Below are 21,068 nucleotides of genomic sequence, written 5' to 3'. Positions count from 1 at the left end.
GGACTATTCGACGGTCACCGACTTGGCCAGGTTCCGCGGTTTGTCGACGTCGTAGCCACGGGCCTGCGCGACGCTCGCCGCGAACACCTGCAGCGGCACGGTCGAGACCAGCGGCTGCAGGAGCGTCGGCGTCTTCGGGATCGGGATGAACTCGTCGGCGACGGCGCGGGCGGCCGCGTCGTCGGGTTCGGCGATGACGATCGTGCGGGCACCGCGGGCCTGGATCTCCCGGATGTTGCTGACCATCTTGGAATGCAGCACCGCGCGCCCGTCCGGGGACGGCATGACCGTGATCACCGGCAGCCCATCCTCGATCAGCGCGATCGGTCCGTGCTTGAGCTCCCCCGCAGCGAAGCCCTCGGCGTGCATGTACGCCAGTTCCTTGAGTTTCAGCGCGCCCTCGAGCGCGACCGGGTAGCCGACGTGACGGCCGATGAACAGCACCGTGTTGTGGTGCGCCAGCGAGCGTGCGAGTTCCCGCACCGGCTCCATCGTGCCGAGCACCTGCGCGACCGAGTCGGCCATCGCCTCGATCGCCGCGAACTCGCGGGCGACCTCGTCGGCGTACTTGGTGCCCCGGGCCTGTGCCAGCGCGAGCCCCAGGAGGTAGGCGGCGACGATCTGCGCGAGGAAACACTTGGTCGACGCGACGCCGATCTCGGGGCCGGCGTGCGTGTAGAGAACCGCGTCGGACTCGCGCGGGATCTGCGCGCCGTTGGTGTTGCAGATGGCCAGGACGCGGGCCTTCTGATCCTTCGCGTGCCGGACCGCCTCGAGCGTGTCGGCCGTCTCACCGGACTGCGAGATCGCCACGACCAGCGTCGAGCGGTCGAGCACCGGGTCGCGATAGCGGAACTCGCTGGCGAGCTCGATCTCGACCGGGAGCCGGGTCCAGTGCTCGATCGCGTACTTGGCGAGAAGTCCGGCATGGTAGGCGGTCCCACAGGCCACCACGAACACCTTGTCGACGTCGCGCAGGTCGTCGTCGGTCAGGCGCTGCTCGTCGAGCACGATCCGGCCGTTCTGCAGATGCCCGAGGAGGGTGTCGGCGATCGCCCGCGGCTGCTCGGCGATCTCCTTGAGCATGAAGAAGTCGTAACCGCCCTTCTCCGCGGCCGCGAGATCCCAGTCGATGTGAAAGGGCTTGCCCGCGCGGACGTTCTGGTCGAAGTCGCTGACCGTGTACGAGTCGGCGGTGATCACCACGACCTCGTCCTGGCCGAGTTCCACCGCATCCCGGGTGTGTTCGATGAATGCCGTCACGTCCGACGCGAGGAACATCTCGCCCTTGCCGACACCGACCACGAGCGGTGTCGACCGCCGCGCCGCGACGATGGTGTCCGCGTGGTCGGCGTGGGTGAACACGAGGGTGAAGGCTCCCTCGAGACGACGCAGCGCGGCGTAGGCGCTCGCCACGAAGTCGCCGGCGGTCGGACCCAGCGCGTAGTACTTGGACACCAGGTGCACGGCGGTCTCGGTGTCGGTCTCGGACGCGAACTCGACGCCGTCCTCCTCGAGTTCGGCGCGGAGTTCCGCGTAGTTCTCGATGATTCCGTTGTGCACGACGGCGAGCTTGCCGTCGTCACTGGCGTGCGGGTGCGCGTTGCGATCGGTCGGCTTGCCGTGCGTCGCCCACCGCGTGTGTCCGATGCCGGTCGTTCCGGCCAGCGACTCGCGACCGACCGTGGCGATCTGCTTCTCGAGATTCTCCAGCCGGAGCGCCTTCTTCTGGATCGCGGTGTTTCCCTCGCCGTCGAGGATCGCGACGCCCGCCGAGTCGTACCCGCGGTATTCCATCCGTCGCAGCGCGTCGACGACGATGTCCAGGGCATCGCGTCGCCCCACGTATCCCACGATTCCACACATAGCTAGTCAGCGTACCTGCGGACGCGGGAGTGGCAGCGCGGCGCGTCGGGTCCCGCGCCGGGTCACAACAGACCCCGGTCGGGTCCGGTCACACGGCCGTCACTCGATGGTGTCGGGTACCACTGCGTTCGGCAGGCCGGACGGAACCGGGCTCGCGGCGCGGCGTCGTTTGCGATCCTTCGCGCCGAGCAACTTGGCGATCTTGTCCTGGGCCTCCGGCGGATCGTCCAGATCCACCGCGGGCACCTTCCCCAGCTCGGTGTCGGCGTCGGCGAAGACCTCGTACCGACTGTCGTCGTCGAGCGTGTGCAGCAGGAACCCGGTGGTCAGGGCGCGTGCCGCGGTGTGGGTCTTCTTGTCGGCGCCGTTGCTGCCGAGCAGGGACTTGATGGACCGGTGCTCGATCAGTCCACGAGAGGTGGCACCCGGCGGGGTGCGCAGCACGGCGGCGGGACGGGGGTCGGCGGCCGACTCGGTTCCGTAGGCCTGTGCCAGCGGAAGCGCGTTGCCGTCGAGGGTGTCGAGTTCACCGATCGCCGACACGATGAGTCCGGGCGCACTCACCCGCCGGGCCGCGGGCAGCAGTGCGCCGGTCGTCGGCGCCGGGAACAGCGCGACCACCCCGCGAGCCTGCGGTTGCGGCTGGCCGTGCAGCACTCCCTCCGACGCGGCCAGCACCGCGGCGGCGGCACCGAAGCCGTGGCCGGCGAACCCGATCTTGCGCGGGTCGACGGTGATGTCGCCGAAGCCGAGCGGCACTCGGGTCACGATGGACAGTGCCGAGCGCAACTGGGCGGCCATCGTGTCGTCGGACGCCAGCAGACCTCGCTGACCCGCGGGCACAGCGACGACGATGCCCCAGGACGCGAGGTGGTGACACAGATCGCGGTAGCGCTCCACCGACGTCATCCACCCGTGGCCGAATGCGACGGCCGGGAGTCGTTCGCCCTCGGCGGGAGTGAACACGACACCCGGTGTCCCGACGATCCCGAGGTCACCGCGCAACACGCGATGGGGCCCGCGTCGGGCGAGCGCGGACATCAGCTTCGCGGGCGACTGCGTCGGCTTCTGCTGCTTCTTGCCTGGCACAGCAGACAGCCTATGTGTTCGGCGGCGGCAGATGGGGACTGGCGTCGGCCACGTCGGCCGGCAACATGATGCCCGGGGTGGCGTCGGCGGCGTCGGCCGCGTTCTCGAGGTCGTCGCGCATCTGCTGCGTCTCCGACCGCACCGCGGTGCGACGGTGGTCGTCCATCGCGAGTTCGAGGTCCCGCTGCCGCGCGGAGAAGCGGTGTGACGCCTCCGCGACACCGGCGGTGCAGGAGCGGGCCAGCGCCTCGATCTGGTCGGCGAGGTTCACTGGTCACCTGCCAGAGCCAGATCCCCCGACGACCTGTCCGACGGTGCGTCCGAGGACGTCCCCGAGTCCGGCGCGGAAGCCGGTCCCGACGAAGCCGGTCCCGTCGAATCCGCTTCGCGCTCTTCGGTTCCGGTGGTCACCGCACTCGCCCCGGTCACGCCGTCGGCGGAGGCCGGACCTACGGTTGGAGGGGTGGCGGGTGCGTCGTGCCCCTCGGTGCCGCCCAGCCGGAACGGGATGTCGATGCCGTCGTCGGGTTCGCGGTCGACGCGTGCGGCCTCGACGGGATCGGGTGGCGGAGCGGATCCGGCCGGCTCCGTTACAGATGAGCCGGTCACAGATGAGCCGGTCACCGCGGACGCGGTGGCGGCCCCGATCTCCGGCGGCCGGTCGTCCGTGGTGGATTCGGCGAGCCAGGTCCGGGTGACCGGAGTGGGAGCGGCACCGATCTCCACGGATGTCGCCATGGCCGGCCGGTCCGGCGGCGCGACCGGACGATCGTCCGCCATCTCGGCCTCCACCGGATAGGCCTCGTCGTCGATGCCGTCGACGGACCGGTTCAGGAGGTCGAGGATCCCGGCGATACCGCGGGTCGTGGTCTCGAGCGACGTGCTGAACAGCGCGAGCCGCGACGAGATGTCCTCGACCGCCACCCCGATCGGTACCCGGCCGGTGAGCACGGCCTGCGGGAGCTCGGCCGGTGGCACGCCCGCTGCGGTCGGCGCCGACAACCGTGCGAGCGTCAGATAGAAGGTGCGGAGCAGGCGGTCGATACCCGACGCCGCGGCCGAGGTCGCGTCGGTGAGGGTGCGAAGGATGTGCAGATCCGACTCGGCACGACGCTGATGATCGATGACCGTCGCGATCGCCACGGTCGCGGACTCACTGTTCCAGCCGTCGTCGAGGCGGACCTGCTGTTCGGGAAGGTGGTGAAGCTGTTCGGAGACGGCCCGATGCGCCGACTCCAGGGCGTGGCTGTCCGCGGACAGCGCCGCTATGTCGAAAGCGTCGACGACGCGGAGTCCGTTGCGGATGGTGGCGTCGTCGGGTGCTCCCACCCCCATCAGACGGCCGGCCGATACGAGCTCGATCAGTGTCTCGACACCGCCCCGGGCGTCGGATCTCAGAACCGACAGCGAGTCGGTGCCTCGTCTCACCTGACGTCCTTCGCCGAGGCGGGCAATGCTCGCGCGATCTCGACCGCCGCCCGGCCGTCGCCGTCCGCCATGGCCAGCGCACTGTTGCGCAGCGAGTCGGCCAGTGCCGCGGCCGCCGCGGCCTGCACCCGCAGGCGGCGCGACAGGGCCGTGCTCATCCCGGCGTACGCGGCGGCGAGCGGGCCGAAGGCGACCGAATTCCCGTCCGGTACACCGGAATCGCGCGCCCAGGTCCCGAAGTCGCGCGTGGCCAGGTCGTCGGCGACCGCCGACAGCACCAGCGAGGACCTGCGGTAGTACGCCGACACCGCGGACACCTGGGCGGTGTCCATCGAGATCCGGCGCGACACGACATCGTCCGCACCGTTGCCGTCCATGCCATCCCTCCCCGACCTGCTCAGCCGAACCGCTGCCGGTCCGCCGTGATCCCGCGCCTGGTGAATCCCGCACATTCGGACCCTGCACACTTGGACCCTGCACACTTGGACGCAGGACGGCGCGGTTCGGTTCCGTGTGTGTGCGAACCCGCAGGGAATTGTCGCGTACGCGGGCCCGTGCCGCCAGTGCCCGCGTCGCGCGAAGGCTGGACTCAGCCGCGCAGTTCGACGCCGTGCGAGGTCACCGCGTCGAGCAACGCGGTGGGCCGGTCGGCCGGCGGGACGTCGTGTACCAGCGCGAAGGAGCAACCAAGGGCACGCGCACCGCCGTCGGCGGTCTCGCTGTCCCCGATCATCAGCACCTCCTCCGCCGGCACACCCAGCGGGTCGAGGGCGGCGTGGAAGATCCGGGGGTCGGGTTTGATCGCCCCCACCTCGTAGGACAGCGCGAACGCGCCCACGAGGTCCTCGACGTCGTGCAGCGCCAGGACCTTGCGCAGGTCGAAGGCGATGTTGCTGACGATCCCGACCGGGACGTGTGCCGCACCGAGCTTCCGGAGCACCGCCACGGTGTCGGCGAACGGCACCCAGGACGACGGATCGAGGACTCGGTTGTAGAGCGAGTTCGCCTGGTCGGGGTCACTCATCCCCGCCGCACGCAACAGGGCCAGATAGCCGGTTCGATGCAGCGCCGGATCGAGATCCCGGGATTCCCAGGCGTGTCGATCGTCACCGACGATGCCGTCCGGCAGGCCGACGGGTGCGACCATCCGCCGGATGATGTCGGCCTGGCGGTCACGGTCGAACTCGGCGCCGGAGTCGTCGCGCAGGTCGGCGAACCACTCGCCGCGGGCCTCGAAGCGGAACAGCGTGCCGGAGAAGTCGAACAGCACCGCCCGCGGCGTCGTACCGGTCATGCCCCCGCGCCCTGGACGACCTCGGCCAGACGGCCGGCCACCGACAACGCCTGGTCGGCGGTCGCGGCCTCCACCATGACGCGAACGAGCTGCTCGGTTCCCGACGGCCGCAACAGGACTCGGCCGGTCTCGCCCAGTTCCGTCTCGGCGACCGCGACCGCGTCGCGGACCGCTTGCGACTGCGACACCGCATGCTTGTCGGCGACGCGCACGTTGATCAGTTCCTGGGGCAGCACGGTGACGATGCCGGCCAGGTCGGCGAGGCGTGCCGTGGTGGCGGCCATGCGGGCCATGAGCATCAGCCCGGTCAGGATGCCGTCACCCGTCGTGCCCGAACCCGGGACGACGATGTGGCCGGACTGCTCCCCGCCGATCGAATAACCGCCCCGGCGCAGCTCCTCGAGGACGTACCGGTCCCCGACCGCGGTGGTGTGCACGGTGATCCCGGCGTCACGCATCGCGATGTGCAGTCCGAGGTTGCTCATGACCGTGGCCACGAGCACGTCCTCCCGAAGCCTTCCCTGGTCCTTCAACGACGTCGCGAGCACGGCCATGATGGCATCACCGTCGACGATCTGACCGGTGGAATCGACTGCGAGACAACGGTCTGCGTCACCGTCGTGCGCCAGTCCGAGGTCGGCTCCGTGCTCGAGGACCGCCGCCTGCAGCTTGTCCATGTGCGTGGACCCGCAGTCGGCGTTGATGTTCAGACCGTCCGGCTCGGCGTGGATCGCGATGACGGTCGCGCCGGCGTCGGCGTAGGCCAGCGGCGCGAGCTCCGACGCTGCGCCGTGCGCGCAGTCGACGACCACGGTCAGCCCGTCCAGCCGGGTGTCGATGGCCTGCGCGAGGTGCTGCCGGTAACGGTCGCCGGCGTCGGGCGCCGCGACGATGCGCCCCACCGCGGCACCGATCGGACGGATGAGGTCATCGCCCATCGCCGCCTCGATGCGGTCCTCGACGTCGTCGTCGAGTTTGTGCCCGCCGGCGGAGAAGAATTTGATCCCGTTGTCGGGCATGGGGTTGTGCGATGCGGAGATCATCACCCCGAAGTCGGCGCGGTAGTCCGCGGTAAGGAATGCGACCGCCGGGGTCGGCACGGTGCCGACGCAGATGGCGTCGACTCCGGTGGCGGCCAGCCCCGCGCACACCGCGGCCTCCAGCATCTCGCCGGATGCGCGCGGATCGCGTCCGACCACCGCACGCGGGCGCCGGTGGGAGTCGGTCGCCGAACTCTCTGCGAAAACGACCGCGGCGGCCGAGGCCAGGCGCAACGCGAGCTCGGGAGTGAGCTCGGCGTTGGCCAGGCCTCGGACGCCGTCGGTTCCGAAAAGGCGTGCCAAGATCAGCGCTTGGAGTACTGCGACGCCTTGCGGGCCTTCTTGAGGCCGTACTTCTTGCGCTCGACCGCACGCGGGTCGCGGGTGAGGAAGCCGGCCTTCTTCAGGGCGGGACGATCCTCCGGCGTGACCTCGATGAGCGCACGCGCGATGGCGAGACGCAGCGCGCCGGCCTGGCCCGAGGGGCCGCCGCCGACGAGCTTGGCGAAGATGTCGAACGACTCGGTGCGCTCGACGAGGACCAGCGGCGCCTTGATGAGCTGCTGGTGCACCTTGTTGGGGAAGTACTCCTCCAACGAGCGTCCGTTGAGGGTGAACCCACCGTTGCCCGGCATCAGGCGGACGCGGACGACGGCTTCCTTGCGGCGGCCGACGGTCTGGATCGGACGATCGATGACGATCGGCTCGCGCACGTCTTCGACAGCGGCGGTCTCGTAGTCGTCAGCGGCGACCTCGACGGCCTCGGCCTCCACGACCTCGACGGCCGCGGCTTCGGCGACATCAGCTTCGTCGACGGCCTCGACGGCGTCGTTGATGTTCTCGTTGCTCACTGGGCCACCTGCTTGATCTCGAAGGGGACGGGGCGCTGGGCCGCGTGCGGATGATTCGGGCCGGCGTAGACCTTCAGCTTCGACGCCATGGCGCGGCCGAGCTTGGTCGACGGCAGCATGCCCTTGACGGCCTTCTCGATGACGCGCTCGGGGTAGGTCGCGAGCAGCTCGGTCGTGGTGCGGGACTTCAGGCCACCGGGATGCCCCGAGTGGGTGTAGTTCAGCTTGCGATCCGCCTTGTTGCTGGTCAGCGCAACCTTCTCCGCGTTGATGACGACGACGAAGTCGCCGCCGTCCATGTGCGGGGCGTAGGTCGGCTTGTGCTTGCCGCGGAGCAGGTTCGCGACCTGCACGGCCAGCCGGCCGAGCACCACGTTCTCGGCGTCGATGACATGCCACGTACGCGTGATGTCACCGGCCTTCGGGGTGTAGGTAGGCACAGTTGTCCTCAACTCTTGTCTTGTGGGTGCTGGTCGGGTGCACGGCAGAGGTTGTTCCCGGCGACCAGTGGGGACCCGGGCCTCCGCTGACCTGGACACGCTGATGCGGACCAGGTGCCGAGCACCAGCGATCCAGGCTACGCGACCGTGCTGGTCAGGGTCAAAACAGACGGCGTCGGCACCGACGCCGGCCCCGCCACCGGCGGCCACCCGCCTACGACGGCGACACCCGGACACTGCGCACCGCCTCCGCGCATTCGGCGTCGGTGGGCTCGGCCGCGGTACCCGCCTGGCAGCCGATCGAGACCTGCAGGCCGTCGTCGACGACGACGTACCAGCGGATCGCCCCGCCCGACGCCGGCGACTCCCGGTAGCCGATCACATCGCGGCCGGCGAAGCGGGTGGTGGCGGAGAACTCGGTGACCACGTCGTCGCCGCGCTGCTCGATCCTGTTACGGAGGCTGTCCGCCACCGACGCCGGCGTGGAGCCCTCGCGTACCTCGGTGAGGACGGCGATGATCCGCCGGCCGTCGTCGGGGTCCACGAACACCGCGCGGGTGGTCGACGGGTCGTCGGCCGCGTCGCTCGGGGTCTCCTGTTCGGTCTGTCGCCAGTCCCCCGGCACGGTCAGCGTCGCGCGGCCGAGCCGGACATCCGTCGACGACGTACCCGACGCGGGGTCGCGCTGCCAGAGCCCCACCCCGACCGCCCCGCTCACGACCAGAGCCGCCACGACGGCGGCGGCGACCAGTGATCGTGGCTGTCGGCGTGTACCGCCTGCCGGTACCGCACCCGGCGGGCCGGGATCACGTACGGGGGCCACCGCGTCATCGGCGGCGCCGCCGGTGCGGTGACCGAGCCGGACACCCAGATCACGGTCGACGGCGACGACCCGCCCCGCGACCGCGTGAGCCGAGACGAGATCGATCGCCGCGGACACCTCGTCGCGACGATCCCCGTCGACGAACACCGCCTCGACCGAGTCGTCGATGACGTCGATTCCGTCGACGACGACCGAGGAGTGCGACCGATCACCGGGACCGGGCCGGATGACCCCCGAACGCTCGACGGCCCACCCGTCGGGACCGCGACCCACGATCTGCACGTCCCACCACGACGGACGCGGACGGGCGGGATCGGCGGGCGGCCGCGGTAGATGGGTGGTCTCGACGACGGCACACCGCTGCACGGTCAGGTCGGCATGGCTTCGTGCGACGAGCACCGCCCGCGGCACCAGCTCCACCGATGAGCGCGCGTCGCCGACATCGGCGAGAATCGACGCACGCCGTGGTCCCCACGTGCTCGGGTGCCCGACGATCATCGGTCGTCCCGCGGGCAGGCCGAGATCGGCGAAGACCCGCCGCCACACCTGCCGCACGTGATCGCGCCGACCGTCGACCACGACGCTCGTCTGGTCCACCGACTCGAGCAACGTGCGCACGTCGCGATCCACCCGCCGCAGACCGAGGTCCGGCTCCCAGACCAGCGGCGTCCCGAACGCCAGATCGACGACGGTCGGGCGGGGGTTCCCCTGTTCTGTCAGGTGCGCGGGTCCCGCGTCCGATCCCTGCGCCCCGCCCGCTCCAGTCATCCCGGCCCCGACCTAGTCGCCGATCGGGAGATGGGCGACCTGGATCATCTCCTGCGGCCGGACCCGCGACACGAGCTCGCCCCGGCCGGGCACCAGCGACTGCAGGCGCGACCGTCCGGTGATGAATCCCTCGTCCCGGTCCCCGCTCATCAACAGGATGTCCGACGACAGGTCCTTGAGGCGGGCGATCAGCGGATCGAACATCGCCCGTCCCAGACCACCGGAACGGCGGGCGAGCACGACGTGCAGCCCGATGTCGCGCGCATGGGAGGCCAGTTCGACGATCGGCAGCATCGGGTTCCCCGTCGAGGTGACCACCATGTCGTAGTCGTCGACCACGACATACACCTCGGGCTGGCCCTCGAGCCAGGTGCGGTCCCGCAGCTGGGCAACCGTCACGTCCTCCGGTGGCATCCGGTTCTTCAGGTAGGCCGCCAGCTCCGTCATCATCGACGCCGCCCGGTCCGGTGAACTCGCATAACCGGCCAGATGATCACCGTCGATGATTCCCAGCATCGTGCGGCGGTAGTCGACGAAGACGATTCGCACCTGCTCCGGCGAGGCACCGGCGACCAGCCCGGTGACGATCGTCCGCAGCAGGTTGGTCTTGCCGTGCTCGACGTCGGCGAACGCCATGAAGTGGGGCTGCGCGGTGAAGTCGAGGACCACCGGCGCGAGTTCGAGCTCACCGACACCGATCGCCACCTGGTTGGGCGCCAGCGTCAACCCGGCGTCGGCGACGGCGCGCTGCACCGACGCGTAGTCGATCTCGGTGCTCAGTTTCCGCACGGCCATCGCCGAACGGCCCGGGTAGGCGGCGGTCAGCTTCTCCACCGACTGGGCGACGCCGGCGGGTAGCGACTCGGCACTGCTGACCGGGTCCAATCGCGGCAACGCGATCAGCATGTGCAGTTCCTGCCCGGTCAGGCCACGACCGGGACGGTTCTGCGGGACCAGCGCGGCAGCGCGGCGGCCCATGTCGGAATCCATCGGATCGCCCAGCCGCAGCTCGATCCGGGTGCCCATGAGATCGCGGACGGCCGGGCGCACCTCTGCCCACCGGGACGCGGTGACCATGACGTGGACGCCGTAGCTCAACCCCTGCGCCACGATCGCGGTGATCTGTTCCTCGAGCGATTCCAGTTCCGTACGCAGCACGTTCATGCCGTCGAGGACGAGGAACACGTCCCCGAACCGATCCTGGGCCAGCGGGTCGGCCGCCGACGAGGTGACGCCGGACCGGAACCAGGACGCGCGACGGGCCCGGTAGTCGCGCATCGACTCGACCCCCAGGCGGGTGAACAGCAGTTCGCGGGACCGGACCACGGCCGCGACCTCGGCAACCGTGCGGCGGACGGCGTCCATGTCGCCGCGCGAGGCGACCGAACCGACATGCGGGAGTCCGGCGAGGCCGGCCAGACTGCCGCCGCCGAAGTCCAGACAGTAGAACTGCACCTGCTCGGGCGTGTGGGACGCCGCGGCCGACATGATGATCGTGCGCAGAGTCGTCGACTTGCCCGACTGCGGACCGCCGACCACCGCCACGTTGCCCGCGGCGCCCGCGAGGTCGATGACCAGCGGGTCACGTCGCTGGTCGTAGGGCCGGTCGACGATGCCGATCGGGACGGTGAGATCGCCCGGCTCCGCCGGGTGGGACCAATCCCGCTCGCCGAGAAGGTGTTCGACGGTCGGCGAGGAGTCCAGCGGCGGCAGCCAGACGCGGTGAGCGGGCGGGCCGGCGCCTGCGATGCGTTCGACGATCGTCTCCATGAGAGTGGGCACCGGCGCCGAGACGGGTTCGAAGTCGGCGGGCGCCTCGGGAGCGGGCGGTTCCTCGTCGAGCAGGCTCTCGGCCTGGTCGAGCAGGGACCGGGACGCACCCTCGTCCAGCGGGACCGGAAGCGCGGTGAACACTTTCAGGTTTCCGCGCCCCGGCGACGCGGTGGTGCCCGGGTCCGACGATTCGGTGACCGTCGGCGAGTAGTAGGCCCCCGACACGTAGGACGTGTTGAACCGGATCGGGTCGGCCGAGTCGCACTTGAGGTACGCCGAACCCGGAACACTCGGCAGGTGGTACGCGTCGGGAACACCGAGAACCGACCGGGACTCGTTGGCGGAGAAGGTCTTCAGACCGATCCGATAGGACAGGTGCGAGTCCAGGCCGCGGAGCTTGCCTTCTTCCAGACGTTGCGAGGCGAGGAGCAGGTGGATGTGCAGCGAGCGGCCCAGGCGGCCGATCGCGACGAACAGCTCGGCGAAATCCGGCTTCTGCGCGAGCAGTTCGGAGAACTCGTCGACGACGATGAACAGCGCGGGCAGCGGATCGAGGCGCACCCCGGATGCGCGTGCGCGCTCGTAGTCGGCGACATTGGCGTAGTTGCCCGCCGCGCGCAGCACCTCCTGGCGCCGGTTCATCTCACCGGAGAGTGCGTCCTTCATGCGGTCGACCATCGACAGTTCCTGCTCGAGGTTGGTGATGATCGCGGCGACGTGGGGAGCGGATTCCAGACCGAGGAACGTCGCGCCGCCCTTGAAGTCGACGAGTACGAGATTCAGCTCGGACGGCGAATGGGTCGCCAGCATGGCCAGCACGAGAGTGCGCAGGAACTCCGACTTCCCCGATCCGGTGGCGCCGATACACAGCCCGTGCGGACCCATGCCACCGTGTGCGCTCTCCTTGATGTCGATCTCGACGGGGGCCCCGGTCGGCGTGTACCCGATCGGCACGCGCAGGCGCTCGCGGCCCGTCCGCCCGCGCCAGGCGGTGGCGGGGTCGAACCGCGCCGCATCGTCGATGCCCAGCAGCGCGGGCAGGCCCGGGTCGGCCGAGGTCGCCTCCGACTCGAGGTGGGCAAGCGTCGCGGCGGTGGCGAGCCGATAGCGCGCCATGCGCCGGGCGATCGCCTCGGCCTCGGGGATCGTCAGCGAGTCCATGTCGGCGAACTCCTCGACGCCGGCCGCGCTTCGCGCCGAGACCTTGCCGCCGCGGACGACGAGTTGCAGACCGCGTCGCGCCGCGAGACCGTCCGGCGGCGCGGTCAGGTCGAGGATCGTGACCCCCTCCATGCCCGCGTCGTTGATGATCCGTTCGTCGCCGGCGACATAGCCGTCGTCGATGATCACCACGAGGTGCGCGCGGTTGGCGTTCGGCGGCGCGGACCGGCTGAACCGGCCGCGCTCCAAGAGGTCGGCGGCCATCGAGTTCTCCAGGTCGGCCAGCGTCGGGTAGATCATCCGCATCGCGCCGACACCGTCCCGGAGCGTCGGATGTCCCACGTGCGGAAGCCATTTCGCCCAGTCCCAGGCCTCCCCCGCGGGGTCACCGGTGACGATGCCGATATGCAGGTGATCGGGACCGTGGAACGCGCACAACTCGACGATCATCGACCGGATGAGCTCGCGGGTCTCCTGCCGGGCACCCTCGATGTTGACAGCCGGGAAGCCGCGCAACGAGATCGAGGTCGGCAGGCGGTACACCGCGGAATGTGTGCGCACGAATCGGCGCAGGGCCACCATCGACACCGGCTCGATGTCCTCGAGGGGTCCGGTCTCCGGGGGCATGAGCCGAGTGGCGAGGCGCTGGACGCCGACACCCACTCGCACATGGGCGAAGTCGGCGTCGCTGGGGCGCCGCTCCCACATCCGCCTGCTGCCGATCACGTCGAGCAGCGCTCGCGGATCCGGGTGACTCCAGGTGCGCGCCGCGCGCTGGTTGTCGACCGTCTCGAAGACCTGACTGCGCAGCTGGCCGAGGTAGCGGAAGTAGTCCTTGCGCTCCTCGTTGAGTTCGCCCGCGCGTTTGCCGCCGCCGCGCCCGCCCGCGGCGAACATGCCGAACATCGACATCAGCATCATCAGCGGGAACATCATGAACAGCGGGTTGGACAGGATGTTGCGTCCACCGGTGACGACCATCAGCGACACCATGCCGACCACCGCGACGACCATCACCACCGGGAGCAGCCTCATCAGGAGACTGCCCGGCACCACCCGGGGCACGTCCGGCGGCGCCTGGATGTTGACCTCGCCGCCGGGCGTGCGCGGCGGCGTGATGCGCGGCCGACGCACAAATCCCTCGGTCGTGGTGACCACACGTCCCCCCTGACATGTCGCGCTGTGTATCCCCAGGCGGTCGAACCCGCTGAGGTTGGCTATGTTAGCTGCTGAACCCAGGGGGAGGATTGACCTGATGACGTCTGTGGACGGATTCGCGCCGGGGTACCCGACCACCGCTGCCGGTGCGGACACCGGGGACCGTCGGCGGGGCGAGGCGGCCGTCGAACCTCAGCTCGTACGGGTGTCGGTACTGGGCGGCAACACCCAGCTCGACGTCGGGCTGCCCGCCGGCATCCCCATCGCGGGACTCATCGGCGACCTCGTGGCGCAGATCGAGTCGCGCAATCCCACTCGGTCGGACCCCGACGATCCCGACGCCGACGCGCGCAACCCCGGACGCCCGCACGATCGCCAGAACAAGTGGACCCTCGCCCTCGTCGGACAGGAACCGCTCCCGCTGCACAGGTCGCTGTCCGAGTCGGGCATCCGCGACGGCGACCTGCTGCTGCTGACCTCGACGCGCACCGGGGAGTCCCCGGTGCTCTTCGACGACGTGGTCGACGCCGTCGCCCGGTTGAACGAATCCCAGTTCGTCGACTGGACCGCGGCGGCCGCCCGACGAGTCGGATACGCACTGGCTCTCGTCGCCGCGGTCGCGGCGGCGGCATCGCTGGCCGCGGTCCGGGCCGACACCGGCGCCCTGTGGTTCGCGGGCCTCTCGGGCCTGGCGGTCGTCGGATTCGTCACCGCCTCGACCATCGTGTCCCGCTACTACCGCGACGAACAGAGTTCGACCGTCCTGTCGTTGTGCGCCGCACCGATGGCGTTCGTGACCGGGATGATCCTCACGCCCGGACAGTTCGGCGCCGCGCATCTGACGCTGGGATTCGCGTTCACACTCGTGGCCGCCGTCGTCAGCTACCGCATGACCGCCGTCGGCGCCACCGCGCACAGTGCCGTGACCAGCGCGGCGCTGCTCGGCGCGGCCGGCGCCGGGGCCCGACTCCTCATCGATGCACCGGTGCCCGACGTCGCCGCCGTCATCGCCGCGGTCGGCCTGCTCCTGATCGGGCTCGCGCCCCGCACCACCATCCTGCTCGCCAAACTCCCACTGCCCCCGGTCCCGACGGCCGGTGCCGCCATCGACGTCAAGGACATCGAACCGCGCCCGGCCATCGAGGGCATCGGGGCGATCGGCGCGACCGCACTCCCCAAAGCCGATGCGCTGGAACGTCGTTCCTATCTCGCCAATGCCTATCTGACCGGTATCGTCGGCGGGCTGACCGCGGTCACCGCCATCGCGGCGGTCCTCACCGCCTCCCCGCTCGCCGGATTCGAGTGGCGTAACGCCGTCTACGCCGCGATCATCGGCGTCGTGCTGTGCCTGCGGGGCCGCTCCCACAGCGACCTGTTCCAGGCCGGAATCCTCATCGTCGGCGGATCGCTCGTGGTGATCACGCTGATCACCGGTCTCGCCTTCGGCGACGACCGATGGCCGGTCATCGGTTTCGCACTCGGCGTCGTCGTCGTGATCGCCGCATTCGTCTTCGGCGTCGTCGCCCCGAACCAGGACTTCTCCCCCGTGATGCGGCGCTGGGCGGAGATCGGCGAGTACATCCTCGTCGCGCTCATCGTGCCCCTGCTGCTCTGGCTGCTCGACCTGTATCGAATCGTCCGCGAGATCTGATGCGCGACATGCGCACCCGCAGCGCGGGGTTGTTCGCGACGGCCCTGGTCGCGGCGCTGGTCGGGACGTCGGCATCGCCGGCCGCGGCGGTGACCCCGCCGCGGATCGACCCCGGCGCCCTGATCCGGTCGGCCCCGGTCGCCCCGCCGGAACCGACCGAGCAGAGCCACCTGTGCAACACCGCGGAACTGACCCGTAATGTGTCGAAACCGACTGCGGCGCAGTCGATGATGAATCTCCCGGAAGCCTGGCGGTTCAGCCGCGGACAGGGTCAGCGGGTCGCGGTCATCGACACCGGCGTCACACCGCATCCGCGGCTCGGCCGTGTCGTCTCCGGCGGCGACTACGTCTCGGGTGGCAACGGACTCGACGACTGCGATGCACACGGGACCCTGGTGGCCGGCATCATCGCCGCACGTCCGAGCGCCTCCGACGCATTCGCCGGGGTGGCGCCCGCAGCCTCGGTCATCGCCATCCGCCAATCGAGCAGCGCCTTCCGGAAGAAAGACGACCGCACACGGGACGACGGCGCGCCGGTGGTCGGGTCCGGGTACGGCTCGGTCCGGACGCTCGCCCACGCGATCGTGCGCGCGGTCGATCTACGCGCCACCGTCATCAACATCTCCGAGGTGGCGTGTGCCCCGGCGTCGGACTCGTTCGACGATCGCGCACTCGGCGCGGCCATCCGCCACGCCTACGAGCGCGACGTCGTGGTAGTCGTCGCGGCCGGCAACCTGACCCGCGACGGCGCCTGCCAGAACCAGAACCCGGCCCCTGCCGCCGACGACCCCGACGGCTGGCGGTCGGTGTCCACCATCGCCAGCCCCGCGTGGTACTCGCCGTATGTGCTGACGGTGGGCTCCGTGGACGCCGACACCGGCTCCCCGAGCGACTTCAGCCTGCACGGGCCGTGGGTGAGCGTCGCGGCCCCGGGGACCGACATCGTGAGCCTCGACAGCCGACGTGGCTCGAGACGACTGGCGTCGGCGCAGGAGAGCGACGCCGGACCGGTTCCCCTGATCGGCACGAGTTTCGCCGCGCCGTATGTGGCCGGTACCGCCGCGCTGATCCGCTCGCGATTTCCCGAGCTGTCCGCGCGCGAGGTGATGGACCGCATCATCGAGACCGCGCATTCGCCGGGTACCGGCCGCGATCAGCGGATCGGCCACGGCGTCGTCGACCCGGTCGCCGCCCTGACTGCAGAGTTGCCCGTCGAGGACCAGCCGGACCGCGCCTCGGCGCCGATCGCCGCCCCGCCGGTTGCGCAGCCGCCCGATCACACCGCCCGCGACGTCGCGATCATCGGCAGCGCCGTCGCGGCGATCGTCATCGCAGCGGTCCTCGCGATCGCGCTACCTCATCGGCGCGTGCGCAAGCTCGACCCGGACGAGTTCTGACGCTCGCGGCCACCGCGGGAATAACGGTCTGCGCGGCGTCAGCTCGACGTGCGTGCCGGGCGCAGCTCGCGCGGAAGCGCGAAGGTGAGGGTCTCGTTGGCCGTGTTGACGGTCTCGACCGTGCCGTAGCCGCGCTCGGCCAGGTAATCCAGGACGCCGCGGACCAGGACCTCGGGCACCGACGCGCCGGAGGTGACGCCGACGGTCGTGACACCGTCCAGCCACGACTCGTCGATCTCACGCGCGTAGTCGACCAGGTGGCCTGCCCTCGCGCCGGCCTGCAGGGCCACTTCCACGAGGCGTACCGAGTTCGACGAGTTCTGTGACCCGACGACGATCACCAGATCACACTCGGGCGCCATTGCCTTGACCGCCACCTGACGGTTCTGGGTGGCGTAGCAGATGTCGTCGCTGGGCGGGTCGTTGAGCAGCGGGAACTTCTCCCGGAGCCGCCGGACGGTCTCCATCGTCTCGTCGACCGAGAGGGTGGTCTGCGACAGCCAGACGAGCTTCGACTCGTCGCGGACCGTCACCGACTCCACGCTGTCGGGGCCGTCGACCAGCTGGATGTGCTGGGGAGCCTCACCGGCGGTGCCCTCGACCTCCTCGTGGCCCTCGTGGCCGATCAGCAGGATGTCGTAGTCGTCGCGCGCGAACCGCTTGGCCTCCTGGTGGACCTTGGTGACCAGCGGGCAGGTCGCGTCGATGGTCCGCAGGTTGCGCTCCGCGGCGGTCTGGTGCACCAGCGGGGAGACGCCGTGCGCGGAGAACACGACGGTCGCGCCCTCGGGCACCTCGTCGGTCTCCCCGACGAAGATCGCCCCGCGCTCGGCGAGGGTCTCCACGACGTGCCGGTTGTGCACGATCTCCTTGCGCACGTAGACGGGAGCGCCGTGCTTGTCGAGGGCACGCTCGACCGTCTCCACCGCACGGTCGACACCAGCGCAGTAGCCGCGGGGTTCGGCGAGGAGGACACGCTTCGTCTCAGACATGCTTCCCAGGGTACGGGTTACGCGACGTTGCTCGTGATGGCAGAGTGTTGGCATGGATCGCGCACCGTACCCTGCCCGGATAGCCGCTGGTCTGATCGTCACCGCCCTCGAGGAGACGCGGAAACTCCCGGCCCTGCTCATCACGTTGCCGATGACCGCGGTCAGCCAGACCCTTCAGGCCGGCATGCGGGCGCAACAGAACATCGCCGAACTGGCCATCAAGGGCGACGCCGCCCTGGAGATGTTCTTCGACCGGCCCGACGAACAGCCCGAATGGGCGCGCTTCGACGAGGACGAGCCGGAGAGCCCCGCGCCGGTCTCGCCGCCCGCACCCGCCGCGAAGGCACCGAGTGCCGCACCGACCACCCCGGCACCGACCACACCCGGCCCCACCACCATCGACGACGAGGTCGAGGAGGCGGCCACCGACGCCGATCTCGCCGCGCCGCCGCGAGCCGACGCGGGTCGGTTCGCGCTGTACAGTTCCACCCCCGACGAGGCCGTCGCGGCCGAGGTGCCGGGCACCGAGGCGGTCACGTCGTCCGACGGTTCGGGACCCGAGATCGTCGAACTCATCGACTACGACACCCTGACCCTCGCGCAACTGCGCGCCCGGCTCCGGACGGTCGCCATCGAAGACCTGATCGCGCTCGTCGACTACGAGAAGGCCGGTCGTGCCCGCGCGCCGTTCGTGACGATGCTCGAGAACCGGATCGCCGCGCAGAACAAGCGCTCCACCGAAGCGTGACCGGAGCCGACACGAGCGACACACCGCGACGTTCCTCCTCGCCGAACTCCGCCGAGCACCCGTGGCCGGTCCGGACGGTCAACACCAAGATCGCCGACTGGATCCACCGGCTCGGACAGATCTGGGTGGAGGGGCAGGTCACCCAGATCAGCCGGCGACCCGGCACCCGGACCGCGTTCCTCACCCTGCGCGATCCCGCCGCCGACATCTCGATCTCGGTGACGTGCAGCCCGGATCTACTGGCGCGCACCGAGGTTCCGCTGACCGACGGCAGTTCCGTGGTGGTCCTGGGCCGTCCGAGTTACTACACCGGTCGCGGCACGGTGTCCCTGCGCGTCAGCGAGATCCGGGCGGTGGGCATCGGCGAGCTCTTGTTGCGCATCGAACGACTGCGCCAGCTGATGGCCGCCGAGGGCCTCTTCGATTCGCGCCTCAAGCGGCCCCTGCCCTTCCTGCCGCGTGTGGTCGGGCTGATCAGCGGGCGGGCGAGCGCCGCGCAGCACGACGTGGTGAGCGTGGCCACCGCGCGCTGGTCGGACGTCCGTTTCGACATCAGGGAAGCCCCCGTGCAGGGCCCGACGGCCGTCGCCCGCATCCTCACCCATCTCGCCGAACTCGATGCACACCCGGATGTCGAGGTCATCATCATCGCGCGCGGCGGGGGCAGCGTCGAAGACCTGCTCCCCTTCTCCGACGAGGCGCTGTTGCGCGCGGTCTCGCGGTGCCGGACGCCGGTCGTCAGCGCGATCGGGCACGAACCGGACAATCCGTTGCTCGATTTCGTCGCGGATCTGCGCGCGGCCACCCCGACAGACGCCGCCAAACGTGTGGTTCCCGACGTCGAGGCCGAGCTCGCCGGCATCGCGGACCTGCGCCGCCGCAGTGCGCAGGCGCTGCGCAACTGGGTCCGGCGGGAGTCCGGCGTCGTGGCGGCGCTCCGGGCGCGTCCGGTGCTCGCCCGTCCCGGGGTGCTGGTGGACTCCGAAGCCGCGCGGGTGGCCGAACTGGTCCGCGTATTGCGACGGGATGTGTTGCGCCACATAGATTCCGAGGAGCGTCGCAGCGAGCACCTCGCCGCGCGGTTGTCGACCCTCGGTCCCGCGCAGACCCTGGCGCGCGGCTACGCGGTGGTGCAGCGCACCGACACCGATCCCCCGCATGTGGTCGGCACCCTCGCGGACCTGCCGCCGGGTGCGCAGGTGCGGATCCGGGTCGCCGACGGCGCCGCGACCGCCCGGGTCGACGGGCCCGCCGCACGCCGCTCCCGCGCACGATCCCGGACGGGCGGCGCGACCGAACCGACGAACGCGCACGAAGACGGAGGAGACGCGTGAGCACCGACGAGACATCCACTCCCATCCAGGAACTCGGGTACGAGGAGGCACGGGACGAGCTCGCCGAGATCGTCACCACCCTCGAGCACGGCGGGCTCGATCTCGACGCCTCGCTCGCACTCTGGGAACGCGGAGAGGCCCTCGCCACGCGCTGCGAGGAACACCTGCGCGGGGCCCGGACGCGCATCGAGGCGGCGATCACCGACAAGGGCGCCGATCCCGGCGATGAGGACGACGACTGATCACTCGAACCGCGCGAGCAGTTCGTGGTCGAGGGCGCTGACGCGGGCATGGTCGGCGGTCGGGCGCGCACCGGCTCGCGCGAGGACCGGCCGCCGATCCTCCCCGCCCCTCACCGGGGAGGAAAGCGGCCACCCGACGGCGTCGTCGGAGGTCGGCCCGACGACGCCCGGATCGGGTGCGGTCGCCGCGATCCCGGCGACCGGCGCGGTCCGGTTCACGGTCGCGCCGACGCTCTGCACCGGCACGGTCACCACCAATGGCACCAGGACCGCGACCAACGCGAGCCTCGCCCACACGAAGTGCGGGCCGAACCCAGATCCCCCAGCCATGAGCGCCTCCTGGAGACGACGCTAGGAACTCGGGACCCCGTTCTCACGAGTAGTGCGCTACCCCAATTGCAACGGCGCCTGGGTGACGACCGACGACGCGATCGTCTCGATGTCGGCATCGTTGCCCCGCGACAGCACCGCGATGCGCACGTCGCCCAGATCGGTGATCCAGAACTTCTTGCCCTCCGCGGTCTCGTAGGTCACCCACTGGCGCCCGCCCGCCTGACGGGTACCGGTGCCGGAGATGTCGCCGAAGTCACCTCCGTTGCCGCCCAGATAGGGCACGAGCACGTCCTCAGGCGCATCGGACTGGCTGAGCTGTACGTAGGCGCCGCTGCTGCTCAGCCACCCCACCGTGCTGACCCGATGTCCCTCGATGGCGTCGGACGACCCCGAGTTGGGTCGCCATCCCTCCGGGGTCGGCGGGCGGCGGATCGGGAACGCCAGCTGACTGGCATCCGCGTTCAGTGCGCTGACCACGTCGAACGGCGGCAGCTTGCTGTCGGCCACGTCCTTGGACGCCCCGACCGAGCAGTTCCCCGAGGCGATCAGCACCAACGCACACAGCGCGAGCAACGGCACCAACGACCAGAACATGTCCTTACCGTTGATCAGGATGCGGGGTTTGTCTGCCATGGCGCCGAGTATCCCACCAGCAGGGTCACTGACCGAATGGCCGGTGT

At 70.3% G+C, this 21,068-nt stretch carries 19 protein-coding genes; 5 read left to right on the top strand and 14 right to left on the bottom strand.

Features of this window, described 5'->3' with window-relative positions; all coding sequences use genetic code 11:
- Positions 1 to 3: 3 nt before the first annotated feature.
- The 11 genes from glmS to KTR9_RS09260 all read right to left on the bottom strand — a co-directional run bounded on the left by glmS (position 4) and on the right by KTR9_RS09260 (position 13,691).
- Complete coding sequence (gene glmS / locus KTR9_RS09310) at positions 4 to 1,866, bottom strand: glutamine--fructose-6-phosphate transaminase (isomerizing) (RefSeq protein ID WP_044506353.1); 1,863 nt, start codon at positions 1,864 to 1,866, stop codon at positions 4 to 6.
- A gap of 99 nt (positions 1,867 to 1,965) precedes the next feature.
- On the bottom strand, positions 1,966 to 2,955 hold the full coding sequence (locus KTR9_RS09305; RefSeq protein WP_044506352.1) for an alpha/beta hydrolase: 990 nt from the start codon (positions 2,953 to 2,955) through the stop codon (positions 1,966 to 1,968).
- 10 nt (positions 2,956 to 2,965) lie between these two features.
- The gene (locus KTR9_RS09300; protein WP_010841853.1) at positions 2,966 to 3,226 is read right to left on the bottom strand and encodes a hypothetical protein; all 261 of its coding nucleotides are present in this window, start codon (positions 3,224 to 3,226) and stop codon (positions 2,966 to 2,968) included.
- Positions 3,223 to 4,383, bottom strand: coding sequence for a hypothetical protein (locus tag KTR9_RS09295; RefSeq protein WP_044506350.1), 1,161 nt, complete (start codon positions 4,381 to 4,383; stop codon positions 3,223 to 3,225). Before KTR9_RS09295 ends, KTR9_RS09300 begins: the two co-directional genes overlap by 4 nt.
- On the bottom strand, positions 4,380 to 4,760 hold the full coding sequence (locus KTR9_RS09290) for a hypothetical protein (RefSeq protein WP_044506348.1): 381 nt from the start codon (positions 4,758 to 4,760) through the stop codon (positions 4,380 to 4,382). Before KTR9_RS09290 ends, KTR9_RS09295 begins: the two co-directional genes overlap by 4 nt.
- Before the next feature lie 212 nt (positions 4,761 to 4,972).
- The gene (locus tag KTR9_RS09285; RefSeq protein WP_014926180.1) at positions 4,973 to 5,677 is read right to left on the bottom strand and encodes an HAD family hydrolase; all 705 of its coding nucleotides are present in this window, start codon (positions 5,675 to 5,677) and stop codon (positions 4,973 to 4,975) included.
- Positions 5,674 to 7,020: a phosphoglucosamine mutase gene (glmM, locus tag KTR9_RS09280; RefSeq protein ID WP_010841849.1), complete on the bottom strand. Its 1,347-nt coding sequence runs from the start codon at positions 7,018 to 7,020 to the stop codon at positions 5,674 to 5,676. The genes KTR9_RS09285 and glmM overlap by 4 nt, the downstream gene beginning before the upstream one ends.
- Before the next feature lie 2 nt (positions 7,021 to 7,022).
- Entirely contained in the window at positions 7,023 to 7,568 is a 546-nt protein-coding gene (rpsI, locus tag KTR9_RS09275; RefSeq protein ID WP_010841848.1) for a 30S ribosomal protein S9, read from the bottom strand.
- Positions 7,565 to 8,008, bottom strand: coding sequence for a 50S ribosomal protein L13 (gene rplM / locus KTR9_RS09270; RefSeq protein WP_010841847.1), 444 nt, complete (start codon positions 8,006 to 8,008; stop codon positions 7,565 to 7,567). Before rplM ends, rpsI begins: the two co-directional genes overlap by 4 nt.
- Before the next feature lie 214 nt (positions 8,009 to 8,222).
- Positions 8,223 to 9,599, bottom strand: a complete 1,377-nt coding sequence (locus KTR9_RS09265) for a type VII secretion-associated protein (protein WP_014926178.1) — start codon at positions 9,597 to 9,599, stop codon at positions 8,223 to 8,225.
- A gap of 12 nt (positions 9,600 to 9,611) precedes the next feature.
- Positions 9,612 to 13,691 (bottom strand): type VII secretion protein EccC, encoded by a 4,080-nt coding sequence (locus KTR9_RS09260; protein ID WP_014926177.1) that lies wholly within the window; start codon positions 13,689 to 13,691, stop codon positions 9,612 to 9,614.
- A 97-nt stretch (positions 13,692 to 13,788) separates the two neighbouring features.
- On the opposite strand from KTR9_RS09260, the gene eccD reads away from it, so the two are divergent.
- Both eccD and mycP read left to right on the top strand, forming a co-directional pair.
- Positions 13,789 to 15,342 (top strand): type VII secretion integral membrane protein EccD, encoded by a 1,554-nt coding sequence (eccD, locus tag KTR9_RS09255; RefSeq protein ID WP_014926176.1) that lies wholly within the window; start codon positions 13,789 to 13,791, stop codon positions 15,340 to 15,342.
- Complete coding sequence (gene mycP, locus KTR9_RS09250; protein ID WP_014926175.1) at positions 15,342 to 16,739, top strand: type VII secretion-associated serine protease mycosin; 1,398 nt, start codon at positions 15,342 to 15,344, stop codon at positions 16,737 to 16,739. Before eccD ends, mycP begins: the two co-directional genes overlap by 1 nt.
- Positions 16,740 to 16,777: 38 nt before the next feature.
- Here mycP and KTR9_RS09245 read toward each other — a convergent pair whose 3' ends face one another.
- The gene (locus tag KTR9_RS09245) at positions 16,778 to 17,731 is read right to left on the bottom strand and encodes a 4-hydroxy-3-methylbut-2-enyl diphosphate reductase (protein ID WP_014926174.1); all 954 of its coding nucleotides are present in this window, start codon (positions 17,729 to 17,731) and stop codon (positions 16,778 to 16,780) included.
- Positions 17,732 to 17,783: 52 nt separating this feature from the next.
- On the opposite strand from KTR9_RS09245, the gene KTR9_RS09240 reads away from it, so the two are divergent.
- From KTR9_RS09240 to KTR9_RS09230, 3 genes are read left to right on the top strand one after another with little or no spacing between them, the layout of a single operon-like run.
- On the top strand, positions 17,784 to 18,479 hold the full coding sequence (locus KTR9_RS09240; protein WP_014926173.1) for a lipid droplet-associated protein: 696 nt from the start codon (positions 17,784 to 17,786) through the stop codon (positions 18,477 to 18,479).
- The gene (xseA, locus tag KTR9_RS09235; protein WP_014926172.1) at positions 18,476 to 19,813 is read left to right on the top strand and encodes an exodeoxyribonuclease VII large subunit; all 1,338 of its coding nucleotides are present in this window, start codon (positions 18,476 to 18,478) and stop codon (positions 19,811 to 19,813) included. Before KTR9_RS09240 ends, xseA begins: the two co-directional genes overlap by 4 nt.
- Positions 19,810 to 20,055, top strand: coding sequence for an exodeoxyribonuclease VII small subunit (locus tag KTR9_RS09230; protein ID WP_010841839.1), 246 nt, complete (start codon positions 19,810 to 19,812; stop codon positions 20,053 to 20,055). The genes xseA and KTR9_RS09230 overlap by 4 nt, the downstream gene beginning before the upstream one ends.
- Here the strand turns inward: KTR9_RS09230 and KTR9_RS09225 are convergent, their stop codons facing one another.
- Both KTR9_RS09225 and KTR9_RS09220 read right to left on the bottom strand, forming a co-directional pair.
- Positions 20,056 to 20,385, bottom strand: a complete 330-nt coding sequence (locus tag KTR9_RS09225) for a hypothetical protein (RefSeq protein ID WP_044506346.1) — start codon at positions 20,383 to 20,385, stop codon at positions 20,056 to 20,058.
- A 57-nt stretch (positions 20,386 to 20,442) separates the two neighbouring features.
- On the bottom strand, positions 20,443 to 21,021 hold the full coding sequence (locus KTR9_RS09220) for a DUF4245 domain-containing protein (protein WP_014926171.1): 579 nt from the start codon (positions 21,019 to 21,021) through the stop codon (positions 20,443 to 20,445).
- Between the last annotated feature and the right edge of the window lie 47 nt (positions 21,022 to 21,068).

The organism is Gordonia sp. KTR9, from assembly GCF_000143885.2.
GTDB lineage: Bacteria > Actinomycetota > Actinomycetes > Mycobacteriales > Mycobacteriaceae > Gordonia.
This window is presented reverse-complemented; position numbering and strand designations above follow the sequence as displayed.

Coding starts and splice junctions, on each gene's coding strand:
- glmS (WP_044506353.1), bottom strand. CDS start 1,866: ATGTGTGGAATCGTGGGATACGTGGGGCGACGCGATGCCCTGGACATC.
- KTR9_RS09290 (WP_044506348.1), bottom strand. CDS start 4,760: ATGGACGGCAACGGTGCGGACGATGTCGTGTCGCGCCGGATCTCGATG.
- KTR9_RS09285 (WP_014926180.1), bottom strand. CDS start 5,677: ATGACCGGTACGACGCCGCGGGCGGTGCTGTTCGACTTCTCCGGCACG.
- KTR9_RS09265 (WP_014926178.1), bottom strand. CDS start 9,599: ATGACTGGAGCGGGCGGGGCGCAGGGATCGGACGCGGGACCCGCGCAC.
- eccD (WP_014926176.1), top strand. CDS start 13,789: ATGACGTCTGTGGACGGATTCGCGCCGGGGTACCCGACCACCGCTGCC.
- mycP (WP_014926175.1), top strand. CDS start 15,342: ATGCGCGACATGCGCACCCGCAGCGCGGGGTTGTTCGCGACGGCCCTG.
- KTR9_RS09245 (WP_014926174.1), bottom strand. CDS start 17,731: ATGTCTGAGACGAAGCGTGTCCTCCTCGCCGAACCCCGCGGCTACTGC.
- KTR9_RS09240 (WP_014926173.1), top strand. CDS start 17,784: ATGGATCGCGCACCGTACCCTGCCCGGATAGCCGCTGGTCTGATCGTC.
- KTR9_RS09225 (WP_044506346.1), bottom strand. CDS start 20,385: ATGGCTGGGGGATCTGGGTTCGGCCCGCACTTCGTGTGGGCGAGGCTC.
- KTR9_RS09220 (WP_014926171.1), bottom strand. CDS start 21,021: ATGGCAGACAAACCCCGCATCCTGATCAACGGTAAGGACATGTTCTGG.